This is a genomic window from Granulicella sp. L56, assembly GCF_009765835.1.
Lineage (GTDB): Bacteria > Acidobacteriota > Terriglobia > Terriglobales > Acidobacteriaceae > Edaphobacter.
Genome location: NZ_LMUS01000006.1, coordinates 1,428,250 through 1,454,832, shown reverse-complemented (window position 1 = coordinate 1,454,832; position 26,583 = coordinate 1,428,250). Strand labels below are relative to the sequence as shown.

Genomic DNA, 26,583 nt, shown 5'->3' with positions numbered 1-26,583 from the left:
TCGCAGCCCCGGGATCGAAAGCAGTGCAGGTTAGAAGTTGATCCGACCGGTAAGCTGACCGATGCGGGCGTCGTTGGCCTGGGTGAGGGTGACAACGCCGAAGGCGGAGTTGCCGATGCTGGTGTTGGGTCCGCCGAAGTTCGGGGTGTTGAGGACGTTGAAGAACTCACCGCGAATTTCGAAGCTGACACCTTCATGCAGGGCGAAGACCTTGAAGAGGGAGGCGTCCATCAGAGGGTGGATTCTCTGGCGGATGTTGAGGTTGGTGCTGTTTTCCTGAGTGGTGTAGGCAAGGCGTTGGCGGTAGGCCGGGTTGGAAGACAGGTTGTCGCAGGCCGGAGTCGAGCTGGTGGACTGCACGTTGACACCGGCGGTGTTCTGGTAGCAGGTGTTGATGAAGCGGCCGTAGGTGGGACTGCCCTGGTGGGGATCGCCGATGATATCGACCGAGCCGGGAGCGGAGATGAGGTTGCCGTTCTGCGCGCGAAGGACGCTGTTGAGCTGCCATCCGCCGAGCACGAGGCGCTCGTAGTAAGGACGTGCCGCGAATTTGGGAAGCTGGTACGTGCCGAAGATGTTTCCGACCAGCGTGGAGTTTGGATCCTGGACGGAGTAAAGCTGCGGGTTCGCGCCGAAGTTGTTGACGAAGCCGTTGCGAAGCATGGTCTTGGACCAGGTGAAGTTTCCCTGGAGCGAGAAGCGGTTGCGCATGGGGCGGGTGACCTGGACCTGCAGCGAGTTATACGGCGAGCTGCCGATGGAGGAGTACTGCTCGGTGACGGAGCCGAACTGCGGGTACGGCAGGAGCAGGAGGTTGCGGGCGATGGTGGCATTGTTGAGCGAGGTGGTTCCGGTGAACTTGCCGGCCATTGGGTTGGGGACGGCGGCGTTCAGGAAGGTGATCTCGGCGCTGCCCTGGTTGTAATAGTTCGCGGGCAGGACGTTGATGTTGTGGTTGACCTCAAGACGCGTGGGGCGGGAGCCAACGTAGGCGACCTGGAGAGCGAGCGAGCCAGGGAACTGCTGCTGGACGCTGGCCGAGTATTGGGCGCTCTTGGGCTGGACGTGGTTGGGGTCGATAAAGCTGACGTTCTGGCCGAGAGCGGTGGCGAGGCCGAGCGAGCTTCCGGTAGGTGCGGCTACACCAGACGGGAACGGGTTGGCCAGGCTGTCGACCGGAGCGCTGGTGGTGTAGTTGTTATAGCTGGTGCTCTGCGAGAAGCCGGTGCCGACAGGCGTCTCGAGGGTGTTGAAATAGATGATGCCGAAGCCGCCGCGGACCACGGTCGTGGGAGTGGCCTGGTAGGCGGCGCCAATACGCGGCTGCCAGTTGTTCAGGTCGCGCGGATAAGGGAAGCGATTGGCGGCGCTGGTGAACTGGAGCCCGCCGTCGAGGGGGAGACCGGGGACCGAAGCCTGGAGCGGGCTGACGCAGGTGGTGCAGAAGTTCGAGACCTGCTTGTTGTAGCGCTCGGTGAAGGGCGACTCATAGTCCCAGCGGACGCCGAGATTGAGAGTGAGTTTGCTGTTGACGCGCCAGTCGTCCTGCACGAAGGGAGCGGCGTAGATCTGCTGCAGGGCATAGGCCGCCGAGTTATTGTAGGAAGCCGAGGAGAAGTCGCCGAGAAGGAGCGAGGCGATGGGGTCGCCCGAGCTGGAGTCTGAGCCTACGGTTGCGGTGACGGAGTTCTTCTGGGTGAAGCGGCGATCGAAGGCGAAGGCACCGAAGCCGCTCTGCGGGTTCTGCACGTTGTAGCGGATGAGGTTGCCCTCAAAGCCGAAGCGGACGGTATGGTTGCCGAAGGTCTTGGTCAGGATCTCTTCGAGCGAGCCGGTGGTGTCTTCGCTGATCTGTCCGCCTGCTCCGGGCGCGAGGCCGACGTAGCTGTCGCTGGTGGAGAAGCCGGGGAAGGTGCTGTAAGGCAGCGAGTTATTCGCAATGCCGATGGAGCTGAGGTCGAAGTTGGAGTTGCCCGGATAGGTGAGGCCGAAGGGATGGAAGACGAGGCCGAAGCGCGAATCGAGCACCATCGAGGACGAGAACTGGTGAATGTCGTCCAGCGAGCCGCCACGGTTGTTGCGGTAGACGCTGTAGCCGTAGCCGGTGGGCCCGATAGCCTTCGGGAAGCCCTGGAGGGGGTAGCTCTGGGTAAGGCCAGAGCGGAACATGATGGCGTTCAGCTTGTTCCTCGTGCCAAAAGCATGGTCGATACGGCCGATGAAGGAGGGGTAGGTGCTGGGGTAAGAGGTCTGGGTGGAGATGTAGTTGGCGGAGCTGGTGATGGCGGCTCCGGCGACGTTGGGCAGCGGAGTGTAGGCGAGGAGCGCGGCACCGGCGGGATTGATACGCGAGGCGATGTTGTTGTTGGCGAAGAAAGCCGTACGGTTTCCGTTGACGTCAACGGGCGAAAGGGGATCATAGATCTGAACACCGGCGAGGCACTTGCCGGTGCCGTCGAAGCCGCCCGAGCAGAGAGCGGAAAAATCTCCGGCGCGCTCGGCGGCAGAAGGGACGCGGGTGCTGTAGTTGACCGCCGTGTGGGAGGCGTACCGTTCGAAGGCGAACATGAAGAAGGTCTTGTCGCGCCCGTCATAGAGCCAGGGGATGCGAACGGGGCCGTCGATGACGAGCCCGGTCTGGCTGAGCTGGTCGTTGTTGCGGTGGGTGGGCGAAGCCGGGTTCAGAGCGCCGCTCTGGTTGGGTACCTTCTCGTAGGTGTTGGCGTTGAGATAGGTGTTCTGGAAGGCGTAGTAGGCCGCACCGTGGATCTTGTTGTTGCCTGACCGGATGACGGTGTTGGTGACGGTTCCGTTACCGTGGCCGATCTGTGCGTCGAAGATCGAGGTCTGGACCTTGACCTCCTGGACAGCCTCCGGCGAGGGGACGAAGCCGGTATAACTGGCTCCGGAGAAGCGCTCAGCGGGATCGTCAGGGATACCGTCGAGCGTGAGGCGGTTGTGGCCGCTGCTGCCTTCGGCGGTAATCTGGACCGAGACGCCGGAGAAGGGCTGGGTGAACTGGCTGGATTTGCTCTGCATGTAGGCGCCGGTAGTGACGCCCGCGGCAAGGGTCGCGAGGACGAAGGGATTACGGCCAACGTTGGGAAGGTCAGTGACCTCCTTGGTGCTGAGGGTTGTGGCGATGTTGGCCGATCCGGCATCGAGGAGCGTGTTGGTCGCGGTGACGTCGATGGTCTCGGAGATGGCGCCGGAGGTGAGCGCGAAATCGACGACCTGAACCTGGCCGGCGGTGAGGACGACGTTCTGGCGATTCTCCGTCTTGAAGCTGGGGGCGGTGACGCTGACCTTATAAGTCCCAGGATTTAAGGCAGGGAAGTTGTAGGCACCGGCACCGTTCGTCGTACCGGCAGTCTTGAAGTGAGTCAAGGCCTCCTCGGCGACGACGGCGGCTCCCTGGATGTTGGCCCCCGTAGCGTCAGTGACCGCGCCCTGGATGCCACCAAGGTAACGCTGTGCGCCTGCCGTGGGATTGATGCCAAGGATAAGCGTGAAGACTGCGGCGAAACATAGAATGCGATAGATGAGACGAGATTGCACTGAAACCTCCGAAGGTTTGAAGCAGGAGCATATGGCATCGGTCGAAGCGTTCCGCCGGAAAGCGAATTCCGGAGTCGGACGCGGCGGCGGCTGAGATGGACTTTAAGAGACGCCCCATCCTCGGGATCGCGCATCATGGCAGGCAAGTTAATTTACAGTAGAAGTACGCGAAAATTTACTGTAAGAAGTACGGACAACTTTATATATTTCAGTCGCTTGCGCGACTATTAAATAGTTTCATTGAAGAAAAAGAAGGGCATAATCGCGCCACTCAATAAGCCATTGCGTTAGACTTTGGCCTTTGGGATATCAGGATCATGGACTCTGCGGTAAATATTGAGGGGAACGTATCCCGGGACGAACCGAGCGTCGACGAACGCCGCCAACTCATCGAGCGGGTCGCCTCCAGTGCGCATTTCCGGAGGTCTGCGCGTCTGCGCGATTTTTTGCTCTATGTCGGTGGACAATCCCTGAAGGAAGGCCGCGCCGAGATCCATGAGCAGGAGATCGGCGCAAAAGTCTTTGAACGTGCCCCCTCGTACGACCCGAGCCAGGACAATATCGTCCGGGTCAACGCGACCGAACTACGCAAGCGGATCGACTTGTACTTCGCCACCGATGGCGCCCACGAGTCTCTTGTTCTCACGATTCCGCGCGGCGGGTATAAGCCGGTCTTTCAGCGGAGACTTCCGAACGATTTAGCGCTGCCAACACCACCGACAGAAATTGCTCTGGCGGAGGCGGTCGCGAATGCTCCCACGGTTGCGGAACGGAGTACCGGCGGCCGCACTGCATACCTCGCCTGGGCAGGGGTGGCTATGGTGCTGGTCGTCGTGTGTGCAGTGCTTTTGAAGCAAAATCTGGCACTGCGTTCCTCGAGCGCTCTGTGGGCAGGAAGGCCGACGGTGGAGGCTTTCTGGAAGGATTTCGCAAAGGGACAGCAAGAGGTTGACATCGTGCTGCCGGACGCCTCCGTGACGATGAGCGCGGAGATAACGCATCAAAGCATGATGCTCAACGATTACTTAGAGCACAACTATATCAATCAGCAGGAAGCGGCATCGCTGAGCCCTGACCGCGTGAGCGACCTGACGGACATCTTCTCCCACAGTCTGGTGACGCTTGCAGATTTTCACGCAGCACAGCAGATCCTTACGCTCCCTCCGATCGCGCCCTCACTTCGCCTGGTGCTCGCGCGATTTTATACGGCAGACTCGATAAAGCGGAACAGCTTTGTTCTACTGGGCGGCAGGAAGGCGAACCCGTGGATGGGGCTGTTTGAGGAGCAGTTGAACTTCAGGCTGGCTTTCGACCCGCAGCATAATGACGCGCTGGTGACGAACCGGCATCCGCAGGGAGGAGAGCTGTCGAGCTACGCCTCGTGGACGGATGCGAACGACCTGACTACCGGCTATTGTGTGGTCGGGTACCTTCCGAATCCGAACCGAACGGGAAACGTAATCATGCTCGCTGGTACCGACTCCGACACCACCAATGCAGCGGCGGAGTTTTTGACCTCGGAGACTTCGCTGGCGAAGTTTCGCAGCATGTTAAACGTGCAGAAGTTCCCACATTTCGAGGTACTGCTGAAGACCTCCCGAGTGAGCAATACTTCATTGAATACAGAGGTAATTGCGTACAGGATCCATCCTGAGAATAACTAGGCCAGCTCCAAGATCTTTTGCCAACGGTGTGGTCTCGCAATACCTGGATGTGGTCGGAGGCTGGCGGGAAGCCGATTCTGAGAGGACAGCAACGGAAGAGTTTTGGCGTGATCTCAACGCATCACACCGGTCCGATCTTTCAGGAGTTCGTGATCAAGTTCTTTGAGCATAGGATGTGGATCACCCGGGGCGCCTGCTCGGGGATGAAATCCACAAGCCGCGTTATATCGAAACTGGGGCAACAGTCGACTAGATAGACATGGCTGTTGGTCGCTTCAGGTTGCAGCCGCAAAACTTACGAATTCTGTCGCGTTTGCTCTGAAGAAGTCCGCCAGTGTCTGCGCACGGTTTCCCGTAACAGTTTGAATGGTATCGGTAACGCTGCGAGGCTCATCGTCACTCCGTCTTTCAGTTGATCGAAAGTATCGCCAAAGATGTGACAGATGATCGAGCGCGTGAGGATTGATGTGATCTCTCATGGCCTCGACCCACTGCTCATCAGTGATGCCGACATACCGTATTGGACGCTCAAGGACGGTGCTCAGTGTGTTGATGATCTCCTTCACTGTGGGTGTTGCAGCGATCAGATCATACGCGCTTGCGGAGTGCGTCCGTGGATCAGCCAGCAGCGTGGCCGCCACGCGAGACACGTCCGCTGCGCCTACCAGCGGGATGGTGGCGCTGCCGTCGCCCCATGGCAGGAACACCGTGCTCTGTTCGGCGATACTCTTTCTTACCAGAGCGCGCACATTTTCGTAGTACGGTGGGGCGTGCAGATGAACCGCTCCCACCTCTGCCCAGTCGAAGATGCAATCTGCCAATCCATGCTGCATATTGCGAAAGCTCGGCGCTTTGCGCGCGCCCTGAATCTGCGAATTGTTGACGACAAGCTCAGTCTTCGCTTCGCGTGCAGCCCTGGCAAAGATCGTTGTAGCTTCCAGCAGCCCATCCGATACGGAGTAGGTAAAGTAGGCGCGTTTTATCCCTATGAGAGAAGCTCGGACGGAGTCTCGGTCCAATAGATCCCCTTGCACAACTTCCGCACCGAGTTCCCTGAGAGCATCGGACCTTGCATCCAGCTTGTGAACGAAGGCACGAACCGGGATACCCTTATCGAGCAACAGGGCTGCTATTTGGCGTCCTGTGGAACCTTGCGCGCCGCCGGCCGCGCCGGTGACGAGTATAGGCTGAGACATTTTTATTCTCCTTGATGAAATGTGGTTAAAGAGACAACAGATGAAATGTGGTTAAAAACAATGGATGAAGGGTTGATCTAAATCAGGATTCGGTCGCACCGCTGATGAGGACACGAGCCGCCCTGGGCTGCGGCCGCACCAGCCAATAGAGCGCCACGATGTGCGTGATCATCAGCATTGGGACGTAGAGGATCGGTATCGCATAAGCTCCGCCCAACTGCCCCGCCAGCGCCGGAAGACCAACATGGATGGCGTGGTAATAGTCGAGGAGGATGTCGCCCGCCCCCACGAGATTGAAGGCGACGACAAACAACCAAAAGAGCGGACGTACCCTGACCGCGAGTAGGGCTGACAAGGCCAGAACTCCGGCTGCAAAGTCGCCATACGCGGCGAACGTGGCGAAACTGGCGGGCAGGTGGGGGCCGACGACGCCCGGAAGGATAAAGACGAGACCGAAGAAGCGGAAACTGTGAAGAGTGGCGATGACGCGGTGCGCTTCCAGACGGTCCAGCGCCTTAAGCCTGGGCATGACATACACGCTGAAGCAAAGCAGGCATGCGACATAACCCAGAATGAGATGGATCAGGAAAATTATTTGCTGTGGCATTTGGCCTCCTGAATCCATAGGATTATTAATATCATCCTATGGATTCAGAATTTCTTCAGAGGGCCAGAGGCAGGGGGATTGCACCGTGAGATGATTACCAGCATCCTATAATGAGCTATGCGCTACAGGCCTGAACACAAAACTGAAACCCATCAGAAAATTGTGAAAGACGCCTCCCGGCGCGTTCGTTCCGAAGGCATCACTGGCGCCGCTGTTTCAACGGTGATGCGAGACTCCGGCCTCACTCATGGAGGCTTTTACAAGCATTTTGGAAGCAAAGACGAGTTGCTCATGGAGTCGCTGAGCGTGGCATTCCAGGAAATAGCCGACCGGCTTGCCCATGCCGCAGAGCAGTCCCCGCCCGAGACGGCGTGGAAGGAGATTGTGAAGATTTACCTGAGCCCCGAATATTGCGACCATGTCGAGTACGGATGTCCGTTGCCCGCTCTTGGCCCGGAGTTGGCGAGGGCCGATAAGGCGATGAAGCCGCAGATCTTTGAGGAACTGAAGAAATACAAGAGTCGTATGGTTCCGTTCATGCCTGGGCAGCGAACGGCCGACAAAGAGCGCGCTTTCTTTTCGATATTTTCAACGATGATCGGGGCAATTGAAATCGCTCGCCTGCTGCCGGAGTCCGCGATGCGAGAGAAGGTGCTGGCGAGCACAAGAGAGTTTCTCTTGCGAAGCTTTTGATTTTTTGGGGAAAATTGTCAGCCGCACAGATGCCAACGCACGTACATAGACCGGCAAATCAAGAAACGCCGTTCTCAACTGTTGTGAATAGGCCAATGCACTCATTGACAACAGTTGGAATCCAATAGTGCCAAGAATCGTCCTTGTGTTAGCCGATGATAGCTTCCGCTAAGCCGCTTATTATTCCGTATACTGGGTCGGGCCAATCAACAAGGCCTTCGCTACTTTTTCCGTAGCGAACCTATATGAATCAATAATTTTCAATGACTCATGGATCGATCTTATAGACGATCGACTCATGGGAGATTCGATGCTCTTAAGCAATCTCCGCCGTATCTTGGTCGATGCCGCGGCGGCAACGCCATGCCCATGACCAAATAGTCCTCAGCCTCTTGCGACTTAGCCAATTTGCAAAATTTATTTGAGACACTCCATGAAAATAATGAAAACACTGATCGCGGTCTTTCTATTGCTCGGAGTATCAATGCACTCGTATGCACTGGGCAGCGGATATGCCCTGGATGGACCTCAGCCTGGCACCCCCGGCGGCATTCTGAGTTCAATCGAAAACGCCGAGGTATCTCGCGTCGGAAAAGATCTTATGGTTACGCGAAAGGATGCGCGGAAGCCTGTTGAACTTGTATTTACTCGTTGCCAGGGGCTGGGCGTTCAATACGATGAGAACCAGTGGTGGGCTCTTCCGATAAGCGCGAGTGGTGCGCAGGTGAATGCAAATCGAGCGCTGTGGATTCTGCCGCTCGATGCGACATCGAAGGATCACTCCTGGCATCTCGTGCTGCATGGTGGCGATCTGGATGTGAAGAAAACCGATGCGGGGTTGACGGTTACTCTGCATGCAGAGAGTGCGATTCTCTCCGAGACCGAGGCCCGGCCGCACAGCGACCCCTTCGGTCATCGATTCTCTCTTGAGATCTCCGGTGGCACAGAACTCGAAGAAGCTTTGGCCGCCTTCTACTGGGGAACCATGTTGCCATCTGTGGTGGAGAAGACAATGGCGGCGAATTTTCCCTACAGCAACGGATATGTTCTGAGTACGCTGAATGTGAATTCTTATGCGGGCTCTTATCCTTCGGTCGATCACGAGTTTCAAATCAAGGGGCGGATAGCTCTGGGCTCGGAACTCGATCTCGATGTTGTGAAGCGGATGATTGGGCTCCAGTTCAAGCTGATGAATGACGATCCGGAGAAGCTTTATCGCATTCCTACATCGGTGCAGCCTGACGGAAGGCGCGAGTACCACGTTCGCAGAAACAGCGAGGACAATCATCAAAATGCAGCGATGTTTCCATTGACCGGGAACATCGAGGTGATTGAAGAGTCCTGGCGCTATTACAACGCTAAAAAAGATATGACGTGGCTGCGGTCTAACATGGAGAACCTTGAACACTCTGCCAAGTGGATTCTGTCAAACACGGATCAATATGGTCGCGTGTGGTCCGATGTTTATTACGAAGACCAGATGATAAAGGATGGCCGCGTGACGCAGGCCCAAGCGTTTGCCGCTCACGATTTCGCATTGCTGGCCGGCATGGAGAACCTGTTGGGACGGCGAGACGAGGCCTCACTCTTTGCCGGGGCGTCGAAGAAGATGGCCAGTGCACTGATCGCGCCTCTTCCGATGGGGTATTGGAACCCGGCGAATCAGAGATTTATCGACTGGGTTGATCGCAACGGGAAGGCTCACGATCACATTCATCTTCTTGCCAATGAGCTGCCTGTGACCTTCGGATTTGCAACGGCTGGCCAGACCGCCGCGGTGCGCCGCTTGATCGACGAAAAGGCTGAGCAGTTTGAGCGATTCCCGAGCTTTGTGGCAGCTGACATCGCCGGATACGACAAGTCCGAGATTGGCGATGGTGGACCGTATGATCTCTGCGCGGCGGGCAGGTCCTGGTATTGGGATGCTGCCTTTCGTGTGTCACAAAGGCAGAACAATATCTTGGTTGATCAACTGAACAAAGTGGCGGCAGAGGGCGCGAAGAACAACTATTTCATGAGTGAACGGTACGACATGGACCATGTCTACTATATCGATGGCAAGGATGCGCACGGCGCCGAAAAGTACTACGAATATCCCAATGTTTTTGCAGCCGTCCTGATCGAGAAGTTTCTGGGGCTGACTGTTCCCGCGGATGCGGATGTAGCTGTCGCGCCCCACCTCACAAGCTACGGCAGCGTTGGATTTGAAATTCCTGAGTATGCAATTCGCTACAGCTACAGCGAACACGGGTTTGTGCTCAAGAATCTGTCTGATAAACCGCGGCGATATAAGGTGGATTTGTCGGCGCTTGGCTTTGACGCCGAGCGTTATCGGCTGAAAAGCAGGTCTGGGAACAGAATCGTAGGTGCGCATTCCACGCTGACTTTGCCTGCGCAGCAAGAGGCGCGCTGGACTCCAGTGCGATAACAGACTTAGCACTCAATGAGCGCTCGGCGATTTGGCATGAATCGAGAAACACCCCGGCAGGGATCACCGCTTCCTGGCGCGTTTCTCGGGGCTGATTGCGAATCAAGGGGTGTTGCCCCCATCCTTCCGCGATGAGGCTGCGGAAAGATGGGCACCAGGCAATTGTTGCGCAGCGTGAAGGCAACAGTTTTTGTTGAAGGCCCTTACCTGACTATGACCGGCTCAACCTGCTAAAACGTGAGCTTTGCGGCGAGTTGAATCTCACGTGAGATCCGTTGAAGTGTTGCGGGAGAACCAGCAGAGGTGATGCTTCCAAAGCCGTTTGTGGTTCCGACTGTGGCATTTGGATTGTTGAACTGCGGAGTATTGAAGAGGTTGAAGAATTCGCTGCGCAGTTGCAGAGAGGACTTCGATTCGGTCAGCGTAATATTTTTGAAGACCGAAAAGTCCACATTCTTGGTGCCCGGCCCCTGAAGAATGTCGCGGCCGGAGTTCCCCCACTGGTCGTTTATATCGCAGCAAAAAAAGTCTGTCAATAAATAACATACCTTTCCGGTCATGATCAAGGCGCGTCGATCCGTATCCGAGAGTCGGCCAGTGTCCGCCGATTCGCCTGCGCATGATTCTCGGTTTACGCTAACAGGCCAACTCGCTTAGCGAGCGCATTGGCAGCGAGTCAAGACGGGCCATTGTCGCTATCATCTCGGCCAGAGCATCCTACAGTGTCACCCGGCTCAAGCGCGCGATTGCGTTGCGGCTGGAGTTATATCTGTCCATTTTTTGCGAGACAAATTCGCGCGTGGCTGTGAGTTGTGATGTTAACTCGATTACGAAAGTCATCTTTCAATCTAAAGCGCTAGCCATAATTCATCCCTTTGGAGGTTCCGCTTCCACTATTCAGATCTCATAATCCACGTGCACAGCTTTCTCTCCCAACTTGGTTCCCATTTTCTGTCTGAGGTAAGTCTGAATGGCGTCAGCGTGTGTTCGAAATACATACAAGCACCTACTGGGCATTGCGTACGTGCTTTCTGCCCTGCTGCGCGGGGCGATTCCAAGCGCTTCCTTATTCTCCGGTATCGGCGTGCTGATTCTTGCAGCCGCCTCGCCGCTGATGGCGCAGCAGTTTGCCACATTGCACGTTACAGTCTTGGATCCTTCGGAAAGCGTTGTGAGCCAGGCAGAGGTATCACTTCGTAACACCGATACGGGGGTGCTGCGAACAGTGCTCTCGGACAGGCTCGGATTAGTGGAGATACCGGGGCTGGCGGCGGGACCGTATACGTTGACGGTGGATGCGCCGTCATTCGGCTCCTATCGCGCACCACTTACGCTGACGCTGGGAGAGATAGCGTCGCTGCGTGTTGCGCTGCGTATTCGAGAGGCGACGGAGCAGGTGGAGGTGCGCGACACGGTACAGGGAGTCGATGGCGAACGAACGCAGAGCAGCCAGGTTATCAATCCGCATGAGATCGCTGATCTGCCAATCTCGGATCGGGACTTCATTGATTTCGTATTGCTTACACCGACGGCAACGATTGGTCGCAACTTCAGTACCGGCGCGCAATCGGCGTTCCAGGAGACGGTGCTGGAGGTGAGTTTTGGAGGATTGCGGGAGACGCACAGCGTCTTCTATGGGATGGATGGTATCGACTACACGACGAGCGTGTCAGGAGTACAGCGGTCGAGCCCGTCGCTCGATTGGGTGCAGGAGTTTCGCGTAGTCAACGGCCCGGATGCGTCGGATGGACTGAATCTGGGCGGCTCAGTGAACACGATTACGAAGTCGGGAACAAACGATCTGCACGGCTCGCTCTATAACTACTTCCGCAACAATCAACTGGATGCGAATAACTTGCTGTCTGCTCCCGGCTTCAACACGCTACGCTTCAACCAGTTTGGAGCGACGCTGGGTGGGCCAGTGCGGAAGGATAAGATTTTCTACTTTGCGGGCTATGAGGGTCAGCGTCGGGCGCAATCGCCACTGTACTCTCACTTTATTTTGAAGTGTATTGATACAGAGGGCTGCCTTGGCCCGGGCACTCCCAGCATCAATGAGATCAAGACACGCCTGGGGCTGGCGCCGGAGAATCTGGGATCGATTCTGCAAATAGGCGACTATAACAATGCATTTGGAAAAGTTACGGATGTACTGAACGATCACAGCACGTTTGCTGTCGGCTATCTGTTTACCGACGCGCGGAACGGTAATACGCCAGCCGCTTCTCCGGGCCAGGGGTTGCCGTCGAGCTATCGCGACAATCGCATTCACGACCAAACAGTTTACGGCAATCTGTTCCACATCCTAAGCAGGCAGTGGACCTCCGAGAGTTCGTTGAGCTTTGGCCGTCGCACCTTCACGATGAATCCGGTGGGCGCGGGGTATGAGCCGGCGATCAATGTTGCCGATACGTTGTATAGCGGCGGTTTTCTTGGTGGTGTGAGCTACTACGGTGAGAATCACTTCCAAGCTAAAGAAGCGCTGACCTACACTCACGAATCGAACTCGATCAAGGTGGGCGCGGAGTTTGAACCGATCTGGTTCTCTGCCCAGACGCCTTACTTTACGCCAGGCGTGGGCATTTTCAGCCCGCAGAGTTTCTTCGGAGCGGCGCCATTCAACGCTGGTCCGTTTGGGCCCGGCACTGCTGTCGAGTTTATCTTTCAGCAGCCGAGGTCCGAGTTCGGGCAGCAGGTTCCGCAACGTTCGCTGCCTTTCTCGCAAGGCTTCTATACCGGGCCCGACGCGGCGGTGCGTAAGGCTGCGGATGCGATACAGTTCTGGCACAAGTTGGGGGGCTTGTATGTGCAGGACCAATGGAGAGCACGGCCCAATCTCGCTCTGTCATTTGGTTTGCGCTACGATCTTGATTTCCTTCCATCGGCGGAGGACCTGCGAATTCTCGGCAAGATGAATCCGACGAACTTCGGCAATGTACAGCCGCGCGTGGGCGCCGCCTACTCGTATCGGAATGGAAAGGGTGTTGTGCGCTCAAGTTTCGGCTTATTTGTCGGCTCTTTCGAATACAGCAGCACGGTGAATGGATGGCATGGCGCATCGGCATTCACAGATATGAATCAGCCACTGCTGCCAGCATTTGCGAATCCGAGCGATGACCTTGTGGGTTTTGGACCAGCAGGAATGGTGGGTTCGGTCGGGCCTGGGGCAGCGGGACCGGCCTTCTCAAAATTTTCACACAACGGAATCTATCCCAGTCCTTCGGCGCTCAAGCAGTTTCCGCTCGGGTTTGTAAAGCGCGATTTTCCGAATGCCTACTCCGAGCAGGCGAACCTGGAGATTGAAAATGATCTGGGCGGCAACTGGTTTCTTACGGTTGGCTATCATTACGTGCATGCGATCCATCTGCTGAGCTCGAACACGATCAATGGCGTGCCTAACGGGACTCTTTCGGATGGTCGGCAGAAGTTTCAGCCAGCTGATCCGGGATTTGGGTTTGCGCTGTATGCCTCGCCCTCGGGCTGGTCTATCTACAACGCCGGGACGGTGAGCCTGCGCAAGGAGTTGGATCATCATTACAGCGTTCTGGCGAATTACACGTATGGGAAATCGATGGATATTGCGACGGAGAATCAGCTACAGGATGAGCCGCAGGATTATCTGCAGCCACAACTGGATCGTGCGGTCAGCGATAACGACATGCGGCACCGGCTCGTATTGACGATTATGGCGGAGTCTCCCGAAGAGTGGGTTGCGCCGCTACGGAAGTTTCAGTTCTCCATCCTCAACACGCTGCAGAGCCCGCAGTACTACAGTATTCTTGCGGGTTCGGACATCAACGGAGATGGGTTTCCGTTTAATGACCGGGTTGGAAATATTGGTCGAAATAGCTACCTCGGCGCTTCATACTATGACACGGATCTTCGGCTACAACGGCACTTCGACTTGACGGAAAAGGTGAAGGTGAATGCGAGCGCGGAGTTCCTCAACCTGCTTAATCGAGTGAACGTGCAGGACGTTGACCAGGTGTATGGCTCCGGAGAGTTCGCCGGGCCGGTTCCGAGGAGATATGGCGATGGCGTCACAAGCTCGTTCAATCCCACGTTTGGGTCGCCAACATTTGCGGGACCGGCGCGGCAGATTCAACTTTCCGCTCGACTGAGTTTTTAGTCCATCGTTGCTGTTCCCTATTCCAAGTGGAGATTCACTATGCCAGGTCAAGCGAACCCGAGACGTCCGAAGCGCGGCACGTACAGCCCGCGGCCGGAGATCCTCTCCCTTCTGAAAACATCGGGAAATACGATCAACGGACTTGGCGAAGTTGTGTCGCGGAGGGCATCGCCGTTCTTCTGGCATCCCCCGACGCAACATCCTTTTGGGGATCTACAGATTGTTGCGCGGCAGAACTCGCGTAAATGTCCAGGCTCGGCACCGGCATTCATGGCTGCCTATAACCACCCTGAACTGGTCCCGATTACCGAGACGCGAAACGAGGCGTCTGCGCAACAGCTTGCGGCGGAGATGACTGCGTTCGCGTTGGCTCACGAAGTAGATGCTGTTGGCATAGCAGCAATGAAGCCGCTCTATGTGTTCGAGGGGTACACGATCGAAGAGCCGTGGGTGATCGTGCTGGTGCTTGCGCATAACTACGAACAACTGATCCAAGTGCCTTCGGACGAGACGAATGGTATTGGGGTTACGGAGATTGGAGTTCAGTATGCACGCGGCACGAGAGCATCGTATGCGCTGGCGAACTGGATTCGATCCCAGGGGTACAAGGCCAAGGCGTATCCGGGCCCCTCGGCTGATGCGTTGCTGCTGATTCCACCGGCGGTTGATTCTGGTCTGGGCGAACTTGGCAAGCATGGCTCGCTGATCAGCCCACAGTTCGGATCGGGGATACGACTGGCGGGAGTCACGACGAATATGCCGCTAGAGGCTACGTCGCCGGTGCGTTTCGGTGCAGACCAGTTCTGCGCGACCTGCCAGATCTGCACGAATGCTTGTCCACCGGGCGCCATATCCGAACAAAAGCAGATGGTACGTGGCCTCGAGCGATGGTACGTCAACTTCGACAAATGCATACCCTACTTCGCTGAAGCGGCGTCATGCGGCATCTGCTTTGCCGAATGCCCATGGACGCGACCGACTGTGCGCCCCAAGCTGCTTTCCACGATGGCGAAGCGTTTGGAGGAGACCGACGGCGTAGCGGTCACGGAGCGAGGTGAAAGCCGTGACTAACAGAAATGCCTCTGAAAATTCGCTCGGCTATCAGGGATGGAAGGTGACGTTCGCCGCGTTTGTTGGCGTCATGGTGAGCTTCGCGGCCGTGGTGCCGTACACGTTCAGTCTTTTCATCACGCCGCTGCACAACACGTTCGGATGGAAGATCGAGGCGATCTCGCGTGGTTTTGCGATTGCGGCTTTGACGGTGGCGGCGTGCTCGCCAACGATTGGAACCCTGCTGGACAAGCTGCCGCCGCGCCGTGTAATCCTGCCGAGCATTGTCGTCTTCGCGTGCGGTATCGCTTCGCTGGCACTGCTGCGCGGCCACATCATCCAGTTCTATACAACCTATCTGCTGTTGGGCATTGTGGGTAACGGCACAGCACAGCTTGCCTACTCGCGCGCTGTGCTGACATGGTTTGAAGAGCGGCGCGGACTGGCGATTGCGGTAATGCTGACCGGCAGTGCGACTGGCTCGATCTTTCTGCCCATAATTGCGCAGCATGTAATGACGATGCATGGTTGGCGGGCCTCGTACCTTGTGCTTGGAGCGCTGGCGCTGCTCGGGTTTCCCCTGACGGCACTCCTGGTGCGGAATCGCGCCGCTGCGGAAATACCGGCACAGCCTGTCGTCTTCCATGGCGGAGTAGGTGCTGTTCTGCGCACGCGCGTCTTCTGGCTGATTGCGGTTCCGGTGATGTTTGCTGCGTTCAGCGCGAATGCTGCGATCGCTCACCTTGCCGCATTGCTTACCAGCCGCGGCGTGAATGCGAGCAGCGCAGCGCTGGCGCTTTCAATGCTGGGCATTTCGAGCATTGCCGGCAGGCTGACGACGGGATACCTGCTGGATCGTATTTTCGCGCCGCTGGTTTCGCTTGCGGGTCTTGTTCTCGCAGGCATCGGGGTGGTGGTTCTGGCATACGCGGCGATCGCGCCGGTTGGACTGACAGGAGCGTTTCTGCTTGGGTTTGCCGGTGGGAGCGAGGCGGATGTTGTGCCTTACCTTATCGCGAAGTACTTTGGCCGGGCGCGCTTTTCGACTCTCTATGGTCTGACATGGACGGCGTATGCCATCGGCGGCGCGACCGGCCCCGTGCTGATGGGACATTGCTTCGACACGGCTGGTCGTTATCTGCCCATGACCTTCGCTCTGTTCGCGCTGCCGTGCTTTCTTGCAGCCATAATGCAACTTGCGCTTCCTCCTTATCCCCAACATCAATCTAACTCTGCACTTGTGACGGAAATACCGGTCAGTGCTTCCGTAACCACACTCTAACTTTTCAAAAAGAGGACACTATGCCACACATCGCACTTCCCGATCTGCCCGGTATTCGCGGACCCATGGCCTTCCGGCCCGAGACTTCCAAACCACTCAATGAGCTTGTCGAAGTGCTGCTTCGTCATCCCAACTCGCTCACACCAGGCGAGCGCGAACTCATTGCAACTTATGTCTCCGCACAGAACGATTGCCACTACTGCCAATCGATTCATGGGGCCATCGCAGCGGCCCACCTCGATGGCGATGAAGACCTCGTCCACTGTATTAAGCAGGATTTTCACTCGGCCAAAGTTTCATCCAAGCTGAAAGCGCTTTTGGTTATCGCCGGTAAGGTGCAGCAGGACGGCAAAAAAGTGACGTCCGATGACGTGCAGCGAGCTCGAAATGAAGGCGCCACCGACATTGAAATTCATGACACTGTTCTCATCGCAGCGGCTTTCTGTATGTATAACCGCTATGTAGATGGTCTCGCCACCGTACAGCCGCAAGACTCCGAACTCTATCGTCAGCGTGGCAAGATGGTTGCCCGAGACGGATACGTTGCCGCCAATCTACAAAATGTCACGAACCCGCTAACTCCCAAGCCGGCAATTACGACATAACCGAGGGATAGTCTTTCGAGGCATATCGCACAATTTTTTCAGCACGTAGATAGAATGTGGCTCCCATGGCCTGACTGCCCATGGGAGCCAGTTCTCTTTTCAGAACGTTAGTTTTGCGAAAATTTGTATCTTGCGTGTACTCCCCGCTGTATTGGCAAGACCAAATGCTCCGCTTGAGAGAGTGTTCCAGTTACTCCCCGTTGCGGTTACAAACGGAATATTGAAGATATTGAAAGCATCGGCGCGCAATTCCAGGTTCCATGGTCCACTGCCGAGAAAGCCGCCTTCAAAGAGATGCGTATCCTTGGCGAGCGACCAGTCTGCATTCGCAATCGAGGGCATGCGGAAGATGTCTCTGCCGAGCGTGCCCGTGTTGCCGAGCAGCGTCGGCACATATTTCAGGTTCTGCGTATTCAGAATTGGATTCGTCGTTGCCGTTGTACCTGAGTTCAGAATGGTGTGGGCTTTGCTCAGCTTGAAGTTCACGCCTCCCGGCCTGAGGCTGGCGCGCGTGTTGTCCTGTCCGTTCGCTGTGTTGCCGTCGATGTTCACATCCGTAATGCCGAGGCACGTGCCGTTTTGAATGTTGGCTGGCACGCCGCTCTGCCACTGCTCGATGGTGGTGAAATTCCAGCCGCCGAGCAGATGACCCGTGAAGCCACGTTGTCAGACGAAGAAGGGCAGGCGCCAGACCGTCGTGAAGACAATACGGTTCGTGATGTCAAAGTCCGATGGGCCATACTCCAGGCGGCGGAAGTTCGCTCCCTGCCCTTGCGGGTAGCTCAGGTCCTGCCCAACCTGCGCCAGGTTAAAGTCGGAGTCATCGTCGAGCGATTTGGACCAGGTATAAGCGAATTGCGCTTCCAGTCCATAAAGTACAGGCTGCTTGAGCTGCACTGCGAGAGCGTTGTAGTTGGAGCTGCCGGCAGCCTGATACTGATCTGTCTGATTAAAACGGGGATCGATACGGTTGTTGCCTGCGCCGTTTTCGGCCGCCACTGCTGCCTGGAACTGGCTCAGCCTGTTTGCCTCATCCGCCACGCTCGTAGCTGGAGCCGGGCGGTTGGCCGCCAGTACGCTATTGAGCGAGGAGAGATCTGTGAGCTTCCGGGTAACGCTTCCCAGGTAATCCGCGCTGGCAACCGTCTTTGGAGTGATCTGGTATTGCACCCCCAGAGTAAAGTTCTGGGTATATGGATTCGCAAGGCTCTTCGGCACGGTAGTGATGGCCCCGAAGTTTTTGAGTGCGCCGAAGGTTCCGATCTGTTGCTGAGTGGCAGTCTGGATCGGAGCGGTTCCAGCTACAAGCGCGTCGAAGCTATTGCTGCCCGACGGTCCGGGAAGCTGTACCGAGTAATTCAAAGGCGGTCCCACACGGATGTTCGACAGCAACGCGAAATTGAAATCGTCGAAGATCAGACCGTATCCGCCGCGAATGACTGCGCGCCCGGCGCCGGGATTCCAGGAAAATGCCAGCCGTGGCTCAAGGTTCGCATAGTTTGCCTTGATGCCGGTATTCCCGTGGCGAAATGCCCCCAGCGGGCCAATGCCCGCCTCACCAATTGAGACGCCTTGCAGGGATGGATCAAGCAAGGACAGCAGGCCGCGCGCTTCCGTCAAGGAACCTTGTGGTTCATAGCGGAGTCCGGCACTGATGGTCAGAGTCGGAAGGGCCTTCCACTCGTCCTGCACGAAGAAGCCTGGAATCCAGACGCGGTAATTGCGCGTCGTCGCACCAAATGTTTGCGAATACAGAGAGAACGTCCCATTAAGGAAACTCGGAAGACTGGGAAAGGTATAAATGCCGCGGCCGCTCGAGACGTTCGACGACTGATCCTGCACATAGCGGACATCGGCGCCGAACTTGATCGAATGCCTGCCATGAATCCAACTGAAAGCCTCGTTGATCTGATAGACGTTGAAGATGCGTCCCTGCGGGAATGCCTGGTAATCGCCGAGATTGATGGCTCCTGTGACGTTGAAGCGCGGCGTTGCTGGATTCTGTTGCGGGGGCAGTTCGCCAATCGATCGTCCATAGGCGAGCCGGAGTTCATTGATCTTGTTGTTGCTGAAGATATAGGTGTCGGAGATATTCACGCTGTGCGTGCCTGTTGAAAGAAACGCCCCATTGCCGACCGGAGCGCCGAAGGTCGGATAAGGAAGAACCGTGCTGCCTTTGCTGTAGAGATACCGGACTCCAAGGGAGTGAGCGTTGGAGAAATGGTGATCTCCCCGGATCAGGTAGAGGTAGCTATCGCCCGGCCCCGTGTAGAGCTGGTTCACGGTAGTGGTCAGAGCGGTCGGATTGGATGCGGACGGCTGAGGAATCGAGGGCAGAAGTGTCTGCAGTAGTTGCTTCGAGATGGGATCTGTTGCCAGTGCCAGTGCCAGTGCCAGTGCCAGTGCCAGTGCCAGTGCCAGCGCATTCGTGTTCGGAAGGAGGAGAGGAACGATGGTGCCTGCACCGCGTGTCGTTGTCTTTTCGTAACCGCCGAAGAGAAACGTGTGATTGCGCCATACCGGACCACCCAGATTGAAACCATAGATGTTTTGCTTGAGGGGTGTTGCCTTGCCCGTGGTATCGAGTAGTCGCGTGCATCGAGGGCGTCGTTCTCGACAAAGTCGTAGAGTTCCCCATGCAGGGTGTTCGTCCCACTCTTTGTAATGGCGACGACGTTCGATGATTCGAGCCCGAATTCCGCGGGGAAGACGCCTGTTAGCACTTTGAACTCAGCGATCATATCGATCGATGGCTGTGTGCCCAGGGCAAATCCGCCAAACTCCCAGTCGTTGGTGTCGGTGTAGTCAAGTGAGTAAGCAGTGGCGCGTCCTCCGCCGCCGTATGCTGCGATCTGCCCGGTCTGCGCGCCGGAGATAGCAACAAGGCTGGCATTTTGTCCACGAGGGCTATACATCGGTGTGACCGCCGGCTCCAGGAAGACGAGCCCTTGCGGGTTGCGCGTCTGGTTTGGCAGATACGCAATCTCGGTAGAGGAGCGGGTCGTGGTTCGCTGGGCGTCGCTCAGATTCAGTTTCGGATTCTGTGACTGACTGAAGAATCCTTGTTCGACAAATGCCCGCTCAGCGCAATGCGAAGCGGGCAGATTTAATGGATCGAACCGAAGATCCATTCAGAATTCAATCTGGCTCTCTTTCTGACGTTACCAACGCGATAAGAACTCGCCGCGTCGACACGGAACCGAGGAGTCCTCTATGACATCCAGGCGCAAGAGCATTGCTGGGTTGACCCTGCTGCTCCTTCTGACCTGTCCTTTTCAATTTGTTGCTGCCCAATCAGCAGCGTCAACAACTAGCGTTTCGGATAAGCCCTACATCGTCGAATGGGTCTACCGGGTGAAGTGGGGCCACCAGGAAGAATGGCTGGACATCTTCCGGAATACCAGGTCGCCATTCTGGATAAACAGAAGCAGCTCGGTTATGTGAAGGACTACGCCATCTATGCGCCCAGCCTACACACCAGTGAGGATGCGCGGTGGGACTATCGCGTCATTATCGAGTACAAGGGGCCAGTCGCTCCGGAGGGACGGTCCGAAGAGGTGATAGCGAAGCAGCTCTTCCCCAACCAGAAACAGTTCAAGGCGGACGAGCAGCAGCGATGGGAGTTGACGTTGGTCCACTGGGACCTGCCGATCCATGTGGTCGCGCTCACGGCCAATGAATAAAGAGAGATTCGATTACAGCAATGAAAGGGAATGACATTGAATCGTAGAGAATTTGCTTCATTGCTGGTGACCGGCGCCGCGAGCGCGGGGCTTACCTCCACAGGAATATTTCCCCAAGAGGCCGTCGCGGCTCGGACAGATCAAAGCCTGCTGACCAACCAGAGCGCGGGCAGCGTCACCGACGTGCAGGGTATTCGAGTCGGCCATTACACGGAAAAACTCCGTCCTGCCGGTTGCACCGTACTGATCCTCGACCCGGGTTCGGTTGCAGGGTTCGATGTGCGCGGTGGAGCGGCAGGGACCCGTGGTACCGAATCGCTGACGCCGATCCATCCGACAGGCGAAACGCAGGCTCTCTTCCTCTCCGGCGGTAGTGGCTTTGGTCTTGACGTGGGCACAGGCGTAACTCGCTATCTGGAAGCACAGGGGCACGGCGTGCATCTGCAAGGCGCGGTTGTGCCGCAGGTCGCAGGGGCTATCATTTTCGATCTTGAGATAGGCGACAACAAAATACGCCCTGATGCCGAAGCCGGCTATCAGGCTGCGATTTCAGCCACAACCGGTCCGGTTGCGGAGGGAAATGTTGGCGCCGGCGCTGGAGCGACGGTAGGCAAACTCTTCGGCAATCAGGCCGCCATGAAAACTGGGCTGGGAACAGCCAGCCTTCGCGTGGGGAACACGGACGTCTACGTCGGGGCTATCGTTGCTGTGAACGCGGTCGGCGATGTCTACGATCCCTCGATTGCAAAGATCATCGCGGGAGCAAGAGATCTAAAGAACGGAGGATTTCTCAATACGATTGAGAAGCTCAAACAGGGCTATGGGCTCGAATTGCCTGCCGAGTCACACACGAACACGACGATTGGCATCGTAGCCACGAACGCAAAACTGGATCGGGTGCAGATAACTAAAGTCGCGCAGATGGCACATGATGGGATGGCGCGTGCCATCAACCCGGTGCATACGCTCTGGGATGGCGACACGTTGTTTGCCGCAGCAACCGGCAAAAGCTCAGTGCATGTAAACCACAGTGCAATAGGAGCTATTGCCGCCGAAGTACTAGCTACAGCAATCGTGCGAGCAGCCACACAGGCGACGGGAATCCCTGGGTTTCCCAGCTATCGCGATCTCCGACAGAAAGCGGGCTGAAATCAATTTGCGAATGGCGCCGGCCGCTATTTACAAGGCCGTTACGGTCCCGGCTCGTATTAGATTTTCGTCCCTGCCCTGTTGGGATGAAATGACACATGAGTCACTCGGTTCATGCTGGTCCACAGCCAGCCTGGGTTACTCAAGTAAAATCCTCAAGCGCAAGTACTCCGACAGGCTAAGGGCTCTTCAAGAGAGCGTGTGACCATGACAAATAACGCAGAAGCTGGTACGCAGCAAATCAGAGCCATGATGCCGGCTAGCCAATAGCGACCACGATCTCCCCGATACTGGCGATCACATTCCTTCCGATGCTTTCGTGTCAGGTTAAAAGCGCCTACGCGGCCAGTCGCCAGCACGTAAGTGGTAATGCACGACTTCAGGTGTGCACAATTGCAAAGCGTCAGTCCGCGCCTGCAAATAGGCGAATCCCTCCGTGCCAATTGGAATGAAAACGCGGACTGACGGTTTTGTAAGTTGTTGAAAATGTGGTGGCCAGAGACGGGATCGTTCTTTCCACGGGTGTTTTAGTTCTGTAAGTTACAGAAAATACAATGACAAGAATTCCGAAAATGCCACCTCTCCCGGCTCGGCGGTACAAAATTGGTACAAAATAATCACTGCGAGCCGCCTCCCCATTTTAGCGACGGTTCGAAGCTTTCTCTGGCCACCATTACTGATGCACTCCCCCTCCCCGTTTCCATTGAAAATTTCAATATCGCTGGCTATGGCCGATGCGAGAGAAGAATTGCGGGTACCGAGCGACACGCTTTTTAATTCCCGGCACGCCGATAAGCACCATGCCGAGGCCGCTCTATCAAAGATGGAAGGGAGTTGTTCCATGCTGTTTATTGTCAGTCGTTCGGCTTCATCGACGATGATGAGAGTCGTAGGATCCAGATCCAGGATGGCCTCGATCCTCGCAAGGCAATGTAGCCGACCCGCACATCCCCACCCGCCCCATGGAGGCACTATGTAGAACAGCAGCGCATTTAATATCTCGCCATCGACCATCTACGAGTCAACCAGCAACCCCTGGCGCAGTTTCGATGAAACCAAACTGCAGGAGTCGGCCGAGAGCATCACTACCTCATGTAACCCAACCCCATGCGTTCTGATTCGGGGCTTCGAGTTGATTGGCGCTATTCCGACCTGGGGAACTGCGTTACGATCCCTTTTCCTTCCTCGATCCTGAATATCCGATTGATGCCCGGAAGTATCACATGTTCTGTAAGTCCACTTGTCCAATGGATTTCGACGGAACTAATCTGCTGTGCATTTCCAAGTCCGAAATGGATTCGCTGATCATTGGAGGACATGAAGCTGCCACCACTCAACACATCCCCGCGTTGTCGTATGCCATTTGCAGTCAAATAAACAGAGGTTCCAATAGCGTCCCTAGGACTTCGTGGACCACCGATGAGTTTTAGTTCAACCCAACAGTGACGGTCGCTTGAGACATTGCGGAGAAGCGTCGGTGCGTGATCAAGGTTATTAATAACTACGTCAATTTTCCCGTCGTTGAACAGATCCCCGAATGCAGCGCCGCGTCCGGATGTGACGATAGCCAGCCCCGTATTCGTAACAGGAGGAACTTCTTCAAAGCCGTGGCCGTGCAGATTGTGCAGTAAAAGCGGCCTTTCTGCATAGCTTGTGCCCCAGTCGTTCCGGTCGACGATTGGGTATACATGGCCGTTGGTCATGAAAAGATCTTTCCATCCATCGTTGTCGTAGTCTAAGAAACCAATTCCCCAGCCCAGAAATGGGGTTGTAGCCTCGACTAGCCCTGCAGCAGCGCTGGCGTCTGTAAACATCCCGCTTCCGTCGTTGCGAAAGAGGACATCGTAGTCATCGGAAAAATCGGTGATTGCTACATCGAGCCTTCCCGTATTGAGGTAGTCCCCAACGGCCAGTCCCATGGCAGCCACCTCTCGCCCATCTCCATTGACAGCCAATCCAGAAGAATAACTTTCATCTGCGAATGTTCCGTTCCCCTGATTGGCATAAAAATAATTGGACGTGGAGTCGTTGGCTACGAAAAGATCTACTTTGCCATCCCCATTGAGGTCGGCAAAAAGAGCAGTAAATCCATAGTTGCCCCGAGCGTCCCCTACTCCAGCTTTTTTGCTGACATCCGTAAAGGTGCCGTCCCCATTATTGTGAAAGAGATGGTCCTGTTCACCTTTTAAGCCACGCGGCCCGCAGGAGACATCTGTACCGCGAAATTGGCAATAATGAAACGATGCCGCGTCCGTTCCAGACTGGGGTGGATTCGCCACGTCGTAATGAACATAGCCGGGCACAAAAAGATCGAGCCTGCCATCGCCGTCGTAATCGCCAAATGTTGCTCCTGTAGACCAATTAGACAAGGCCACGCGGGCGGTGACGGCTACATCCGTAAACGTACCATTATGGTTGTTGTGATAGAGGCGATTTTCACCGAAGTTTGTGACATAAATATCTGGCCAGCCATCATTATCGTAGTCTCCGATGGCCACGCCGAAGCCCCACCGGTCATTCTCAACTCCTGCGTGGCCTGCCACATTGGTAAATGTGCCGTCGTGGTTGTTGTGAAACAGCGCAGCATGCGGTGGATTAGCTTTTCCTGCTAACGCCTCGTAGGTTGATCCGTTTACCAAATAGATATCGAGCCAACCATCGTTGTCGTAATCAAGCAAGCCAACCCCGGAACCGTCCGTCTCTATGATGTAGCGCTTATCTGGATTCCCCATTCTTTGAATCCACGAACCTAAACCGGAATGTTGCGTTACATCCTCAAAAATTCTAGGGCCCGAGGATACGAAGCCGCCAGCCGTAATAGGCTGATGCTTCGCATCATGAACAGCGGGAAAGATTCCGCCTGTACTCGCGCCTCCAGTTGGTATGGGCGCTGGAGATGTGGGAGACTGACCCTCCAGAGGAAACGCTATCAATAAACCTAAAATTAGGGCGATCGGGGACACTGATTTGAACAAGGCAATTACTCCTGGAAGCAATGCGGTGATGCAAGCGTGTTTGCTTTTATTGCCGCCGAACATGACGTTCGAGTTTTTCCAATATTGCTCCATTCCGGCAAGTTAACGCTACAGCAATCGAATAATATTTTCTATTGACAGTAATTTTTCACTAATAATATAGTGCGATGTGGCGTTCGTTGTGCTTCACCAGTCCGCCTTCCGTAAATTGTCATTGAGGTTGAGACGGTGAGGGATTCTCCTGTGGTTAAGGCGGCCAGTTCGTATGCGGTTCATACCACTTACTTTTTGCGCAGAGTATGGATGTTTAGTGGCAGACCATGAAGGAAGCTCATTATTGACGTTTAGCAGCTCGGGAATCCATCTATGAACTATTCCAAAAGAGTTCTTACGGCTTTGATTTGCTACTCCAGCTTGCTCTGTCACTTTGGGCAGGCTCAAGGTCCGCAAAAACGCTTTGATGATGTTGCAGCGCTGCAGCGCGAAGGCGAAGGTCTGGCAAGAGAAGGGCGGCTTGCGGAAGCGGCGATTCCACTGGAAAAAGCTGTCTTGCTGGCTCCCGGTAATGCAGAGACACTCACTTTGCTGGGAAAGATAAAGGCCCGTCTGGGAGAAGAGAAAGATGCGATCCTGCTATTGCGCAAGGCCGTATTGGCGGCTCCGGAATCGGGAGATGCACATCTGAATTTGGCGATTGTCCTCGCAGACAGTTCTAATTCGAGGGATGCGCTATCCGAGATAGACAAAGCTATCAAAATTGATCCGAAGTCTGCGACGGCACATCTCAATCGTGCACGCATATTGGCCGATGCGGACAGGCCGGCAGCCGCCCGCGCAGAGTTTCAGGAGGCATCCTTGCTTGCGCCAAAAGATGCTGAAGTATTTTTCTTCTGGGCGACCTTTGAATCAAAATACAACCATGATGCGAAGGAATCGCTCTTATTGAAAAAAGTCGTTGTCCTAGATCCCAAAAACTTTCACGCTTATTTTCTGCTTGGCAAGAGCCTGCAGAACCAAGGGCGTGAAGGCGAGGCTATATCAGCATGGCGCAGCGCGGTCGCTCTTAATCCCGAGTATGTAGAGGCCGTTTACAACTTGGGCCAAGCGCTTCGAACTCGTGATTCCGAGGAATCCAAACGATTAATGGAGCAATTCAGGACGTTGCAGGAAAAGTCTCAGGCATTGGAGCAAGTTACAGAAACAGCCAATCACGCTTATTCGCTTATGCTCAAGCAGGATTGGGCGGAAGCAATTGCTCTGTTTAAACAAGCAATTGCCATGTGCGGTCACTGCGAATTGCAAGCAAGTCTGCATCAACATTTGGGACTCGCCCAATGCCATGCGGGATATTTGGATGACGGAAAGGCCGAGTTGCAGAAAGCGCTTTCGTTGAGTCCAGATAACAGGGAGACGGTGGACGCTCTTTACTGGGTTTCGCAGCAGCGAAAACAAGGCAATGGTCAGCAGTAGGAGTTGCTGGACTGACTTCAGGTGCACTCCTAAATTGAACGCTCCGCTATCGAAAGCTTAAGATACACGATCGCACTTTGTGGACAATCCGCAA

Annotated in this window: 19 protein-coding genes; 10 read left to right on the top strand and 9 right to left on the bottom strand. The window is 55.7% G+C overall.

Features of this window, described 5'->3' with window-relative positions; all coding sequences use genetic code 11:
- Positions 1-30: 30 nt before the first annotated feature.
- Positions 31-3,558: a TonB-dependent receptor gene (locus tag GSQ81_RS13910; protein ID WP_158911300.1), complete on the bottom strand. Its 3,528-nt coding sequence runs from the start codon at positions 3,556-3,558 to the stop codon at positions 31-33.
- A 317-nt stretch (positions 3,559-3,875) separates the two neighbouring features.
- Between GSQ81_RS13910 and GSQ81_RS13905 the strand changes: the two genes are divergently transcribed.
- Positions 3,876-5,222, top strand: coding sequence for a hypothetical protein (locus GSQ81_RS13905; RefSeq protein WP_254060188.1), 1,347 nt, complete (start codon positions 3,876-3,878; stop codon positions 5,220-5,222).
- Positions 5,223-5,497: 275 nt separating this feature from the next.
- Here GSQ81_RS13905 and GSQ81_RS13900 read toward each other — a convergent pair whose 3' ends face one another.
- Positions 5,498-6,418: an NmrA family NAD(P)-binding protein gene (locus tag GSQ81_RS13900; protein WP_158911299.1), complete on the bottom strand. Its 921-nt coding sequence runs from the start codon at positions 6,416-6,418 to the stop codon at positions 5,498-5,500.
- Positions 6,419-6,500: 82 nt separating this feature from the next.
- Positions 6,501-7,025: a hypothetical protein gene (locus GSQ81_RS13895; RefSeq protein ID WP_158911298.1), complete on the bottom strand. Its 525-nt coding sequence runs from the start codon at positions 7,023-7,025 to the stop codon at positions 6,501-6,503.
- Positions 7,026-7,187: 162 nt separating this feature from the next.
- On the opposite strand from GSQ81_RS13895, the gene GSQ81_RS13890 reads away from it, so the two are divergent.
- Both GSQ81_RS13890 and GSQ81_RS13885 read left to right on the top strand, forming a co-directional pair.
- Positions 7,188-7,718, top strand: coding sequence for a TetR/AcrR family transcriptional regulator (locus tag GSQ81_RS13890; protein ID WP_158911297.1), 531 nt, complete (start codon positions 7,188-7,190; stop codon positions 7,716-7,718).
- 484 nt (positions 7,719-8,202) lie between these two features.
- Positions 8,203-10,146, top strand: a complete 1,944-nt coding sequence (locus GSQ81_RS13885) for a hypothetical protein (protein WP_158911296.1) — start codon at positions 8,203-8,205, stop codon at positions 10,144-10,146.
- A 230-nt stretch (positions 10,147-10,376) separates the two neighbouring features.
- Here GSQ81_RS13885 and GSQ81_RS13880 read toward each other — a convergent pair whose 3' ends face one another.
- A complete protein-coding gene (locus GSQ81_RS13880; protein WP_158911295.1) occupies positions 10,377-10,682 on the bottom strand; it encodes a hypothetical protein in 306 nt (101 codons plus the stop codon).
- A gap of 434 nt (positions 10,683-11,116) precedes the next feature.
- Between GSQ81_RS13880 and GSQ81_RS13875 the strand changes: the two genes are divergently transcribed.
- Genes GSQ81_RS13875 through GSQ81_RS13860 form a run of 4 tightly spaced genes read left to right on the top strand, consistent with a single transcriptional unit; the run spans position 11,117 to position 17,212 of the window.
- Entirely contained in the window at positions 11,117-14,275 is a 3,159-nt protein-coding gene (locus GSQ81_RS13875; RefSeq protein WP_158911294.1) for a TonB-dependent receptor, read from the top strand.
- A gap of 39 nt (positions 14,276-14,314) precedes the next feature.
- Complete coding sequence (locus GSQ81_RS13870) at positions 14,315-15,346, top strand: 4Fe-4S dicluster domain-containing protein (RefSeq protein ID WP_158911293.1); 1,032 nt, start codon at positions 14,315-14,317, stop codon at positions 15,344-15,346.
- Positions 15,339-16,607, top strand: coding sequence for an MFS transporter (locus GSQ81_RS13865; RefSeq protein ID WP_254060187.1), 1,269 nt, complete (start codon positions 15,339-15,341; stop codon positions 16,605-16,607). Before GSQ81_RS13870 ends, GSQ81_RS13865 begins: the two co-directional genes overlap by 8 nt.
- A 20-nt stretch (positions 16,608-16,627) precedes the next feature.
- Positions 16,628-17,212 (top strand): carboxymuconolactone decarboxylase family protein, encoded by a 585-nt coding sequence (locus GSQ81_RS13860; RefSeq protein WP_158911292.1) that lies wholly within the window; start codon positions 16,628-16,630, stop codon positions 17,210-17,212.
- 99 nt (positions 17,213-17,311) lie between these two features.
- On the opposite strand, the gene GSQ81_RS13855 is transcribed toward GSQ81_RS13860, so the two are convergent.
- From GSQ81_RS13855 to GSQ81_RS13845, 3 genes are all read right to left on the bottom strand, one after another.
- A complete protein-coding gene (locus GSQ81_RS13855; RefSeq protein ID WP_158911291.1) occupies positions 17,312-17,809 on the bottom strand; it encodes a hypothetical protein in 498 nt (165 codons plus the stop codon).
- Positions 17,810-17,878: 69 nt separating this feature from the next.
- Entirely contained in the window at positions 17,879-19,495 is a 1,617-nt protein-coding gene (locus GSQ81_RS13850) for a hypothetical protein (protein WP_158911290.1), read from the bottom strand.
- 8 nt (positions 19,496-19,503) lie between these two features.
- On the bottom strand, positions 19,504-20,343 hold the full coding sequence (locus tag GSQ81_RS13845) for a hypothetical protein (protein WP_158911289.1): 840 nt from the start codon (positions 20,341-20,343) through the stop codon (positions 19,504-19,506).
- Between the two features lie 246 nt (positions 20,344-20,589).
- Here GSQ81_RS13845 and GSQ81_RS13840 point away from each other — a divergent pair, with 246 nt between their 5' ends.
- Both GSQ81_RS13840 and GSQ81_RS13835 read left to right on the top strand, forming a co-directional pair.
- Positions 20,590-20,895 carry a hypothetical protein gene (locus GSQ81_RS13840; RefSeq protein WP_158911288.1) on the top strand — a complete coding sequence of 102 codons (306 nt, stop codon included), beginning with the start codon at positions 20,590-20,592 and terminating at the stop codon, positions 20,893-20,895.
- A gap of 30 nt (positions 20,896-20,925) precedes the next feature.
- The gene (locus GSQ81_RS13835) at positions 20,926-22,044 is read left to right on the top strand and encodes a P1 family peptidase (protein WP_158911287.1); all 1,119 of its coding nucleotides are present in this window, start codon (positions 20,926-20,928) and stop codon (positions 22,042-22,044) included.
- Between the two features lie 540 nt (positions 22,045-22,584).
- On the opposite strand, the gene GSQ81_RS13830 is transcribed toward GSQ81_RS13835, so the two are convergent.
- Together GSQ81_RS13830 and GSQ81_RS13825 are read right to left on the bottom strand one after the other, a co-directional pair.
- On the bottom strand, positions 22,585-23,058 hold the full coding sequence (locus tag GSQ81_RS13830) for a hypothetical protein (RefSeq protein WP_158911286.1): 474 nt from the start codon (positions 23,056-23,058) through the stop codon (positions 22,585-22,587).
- A 128-nt stretch (positions 23,059-23,186) separates the two neighbouring features.
- On the bottom strand, positions 23,187-25,082 hold the full coding sequence (locus tag GSQ81_RS13825) for a CRTAC1 family protein (RefSeq protein ID WP_158911285.1): 1,896 nt from the start codon (positions 25,080-25,082) through the stop codon (positions 23,187-23,189).
- A gap of 303 nt (positions 25,083-25,385) precedes the next feature.
- Between GSQ81_RS13825 and GSQ81_RS13820 the strand changes: the two genes are divergently transcribed.
- On the top strand, positions 25,386-26,489 hold the full coding sequence (locus GSQ81_RS13820) for a tetratricopeptide repeat protein (RefSeq protein ID WP_158911284.1): 1,104 nt from the start codon (positions 25,386-25,388) through the stop codon (positions 26,487-26,489).
- Positions 26,490-26,583: the final 94 nt, after the last annotated feature.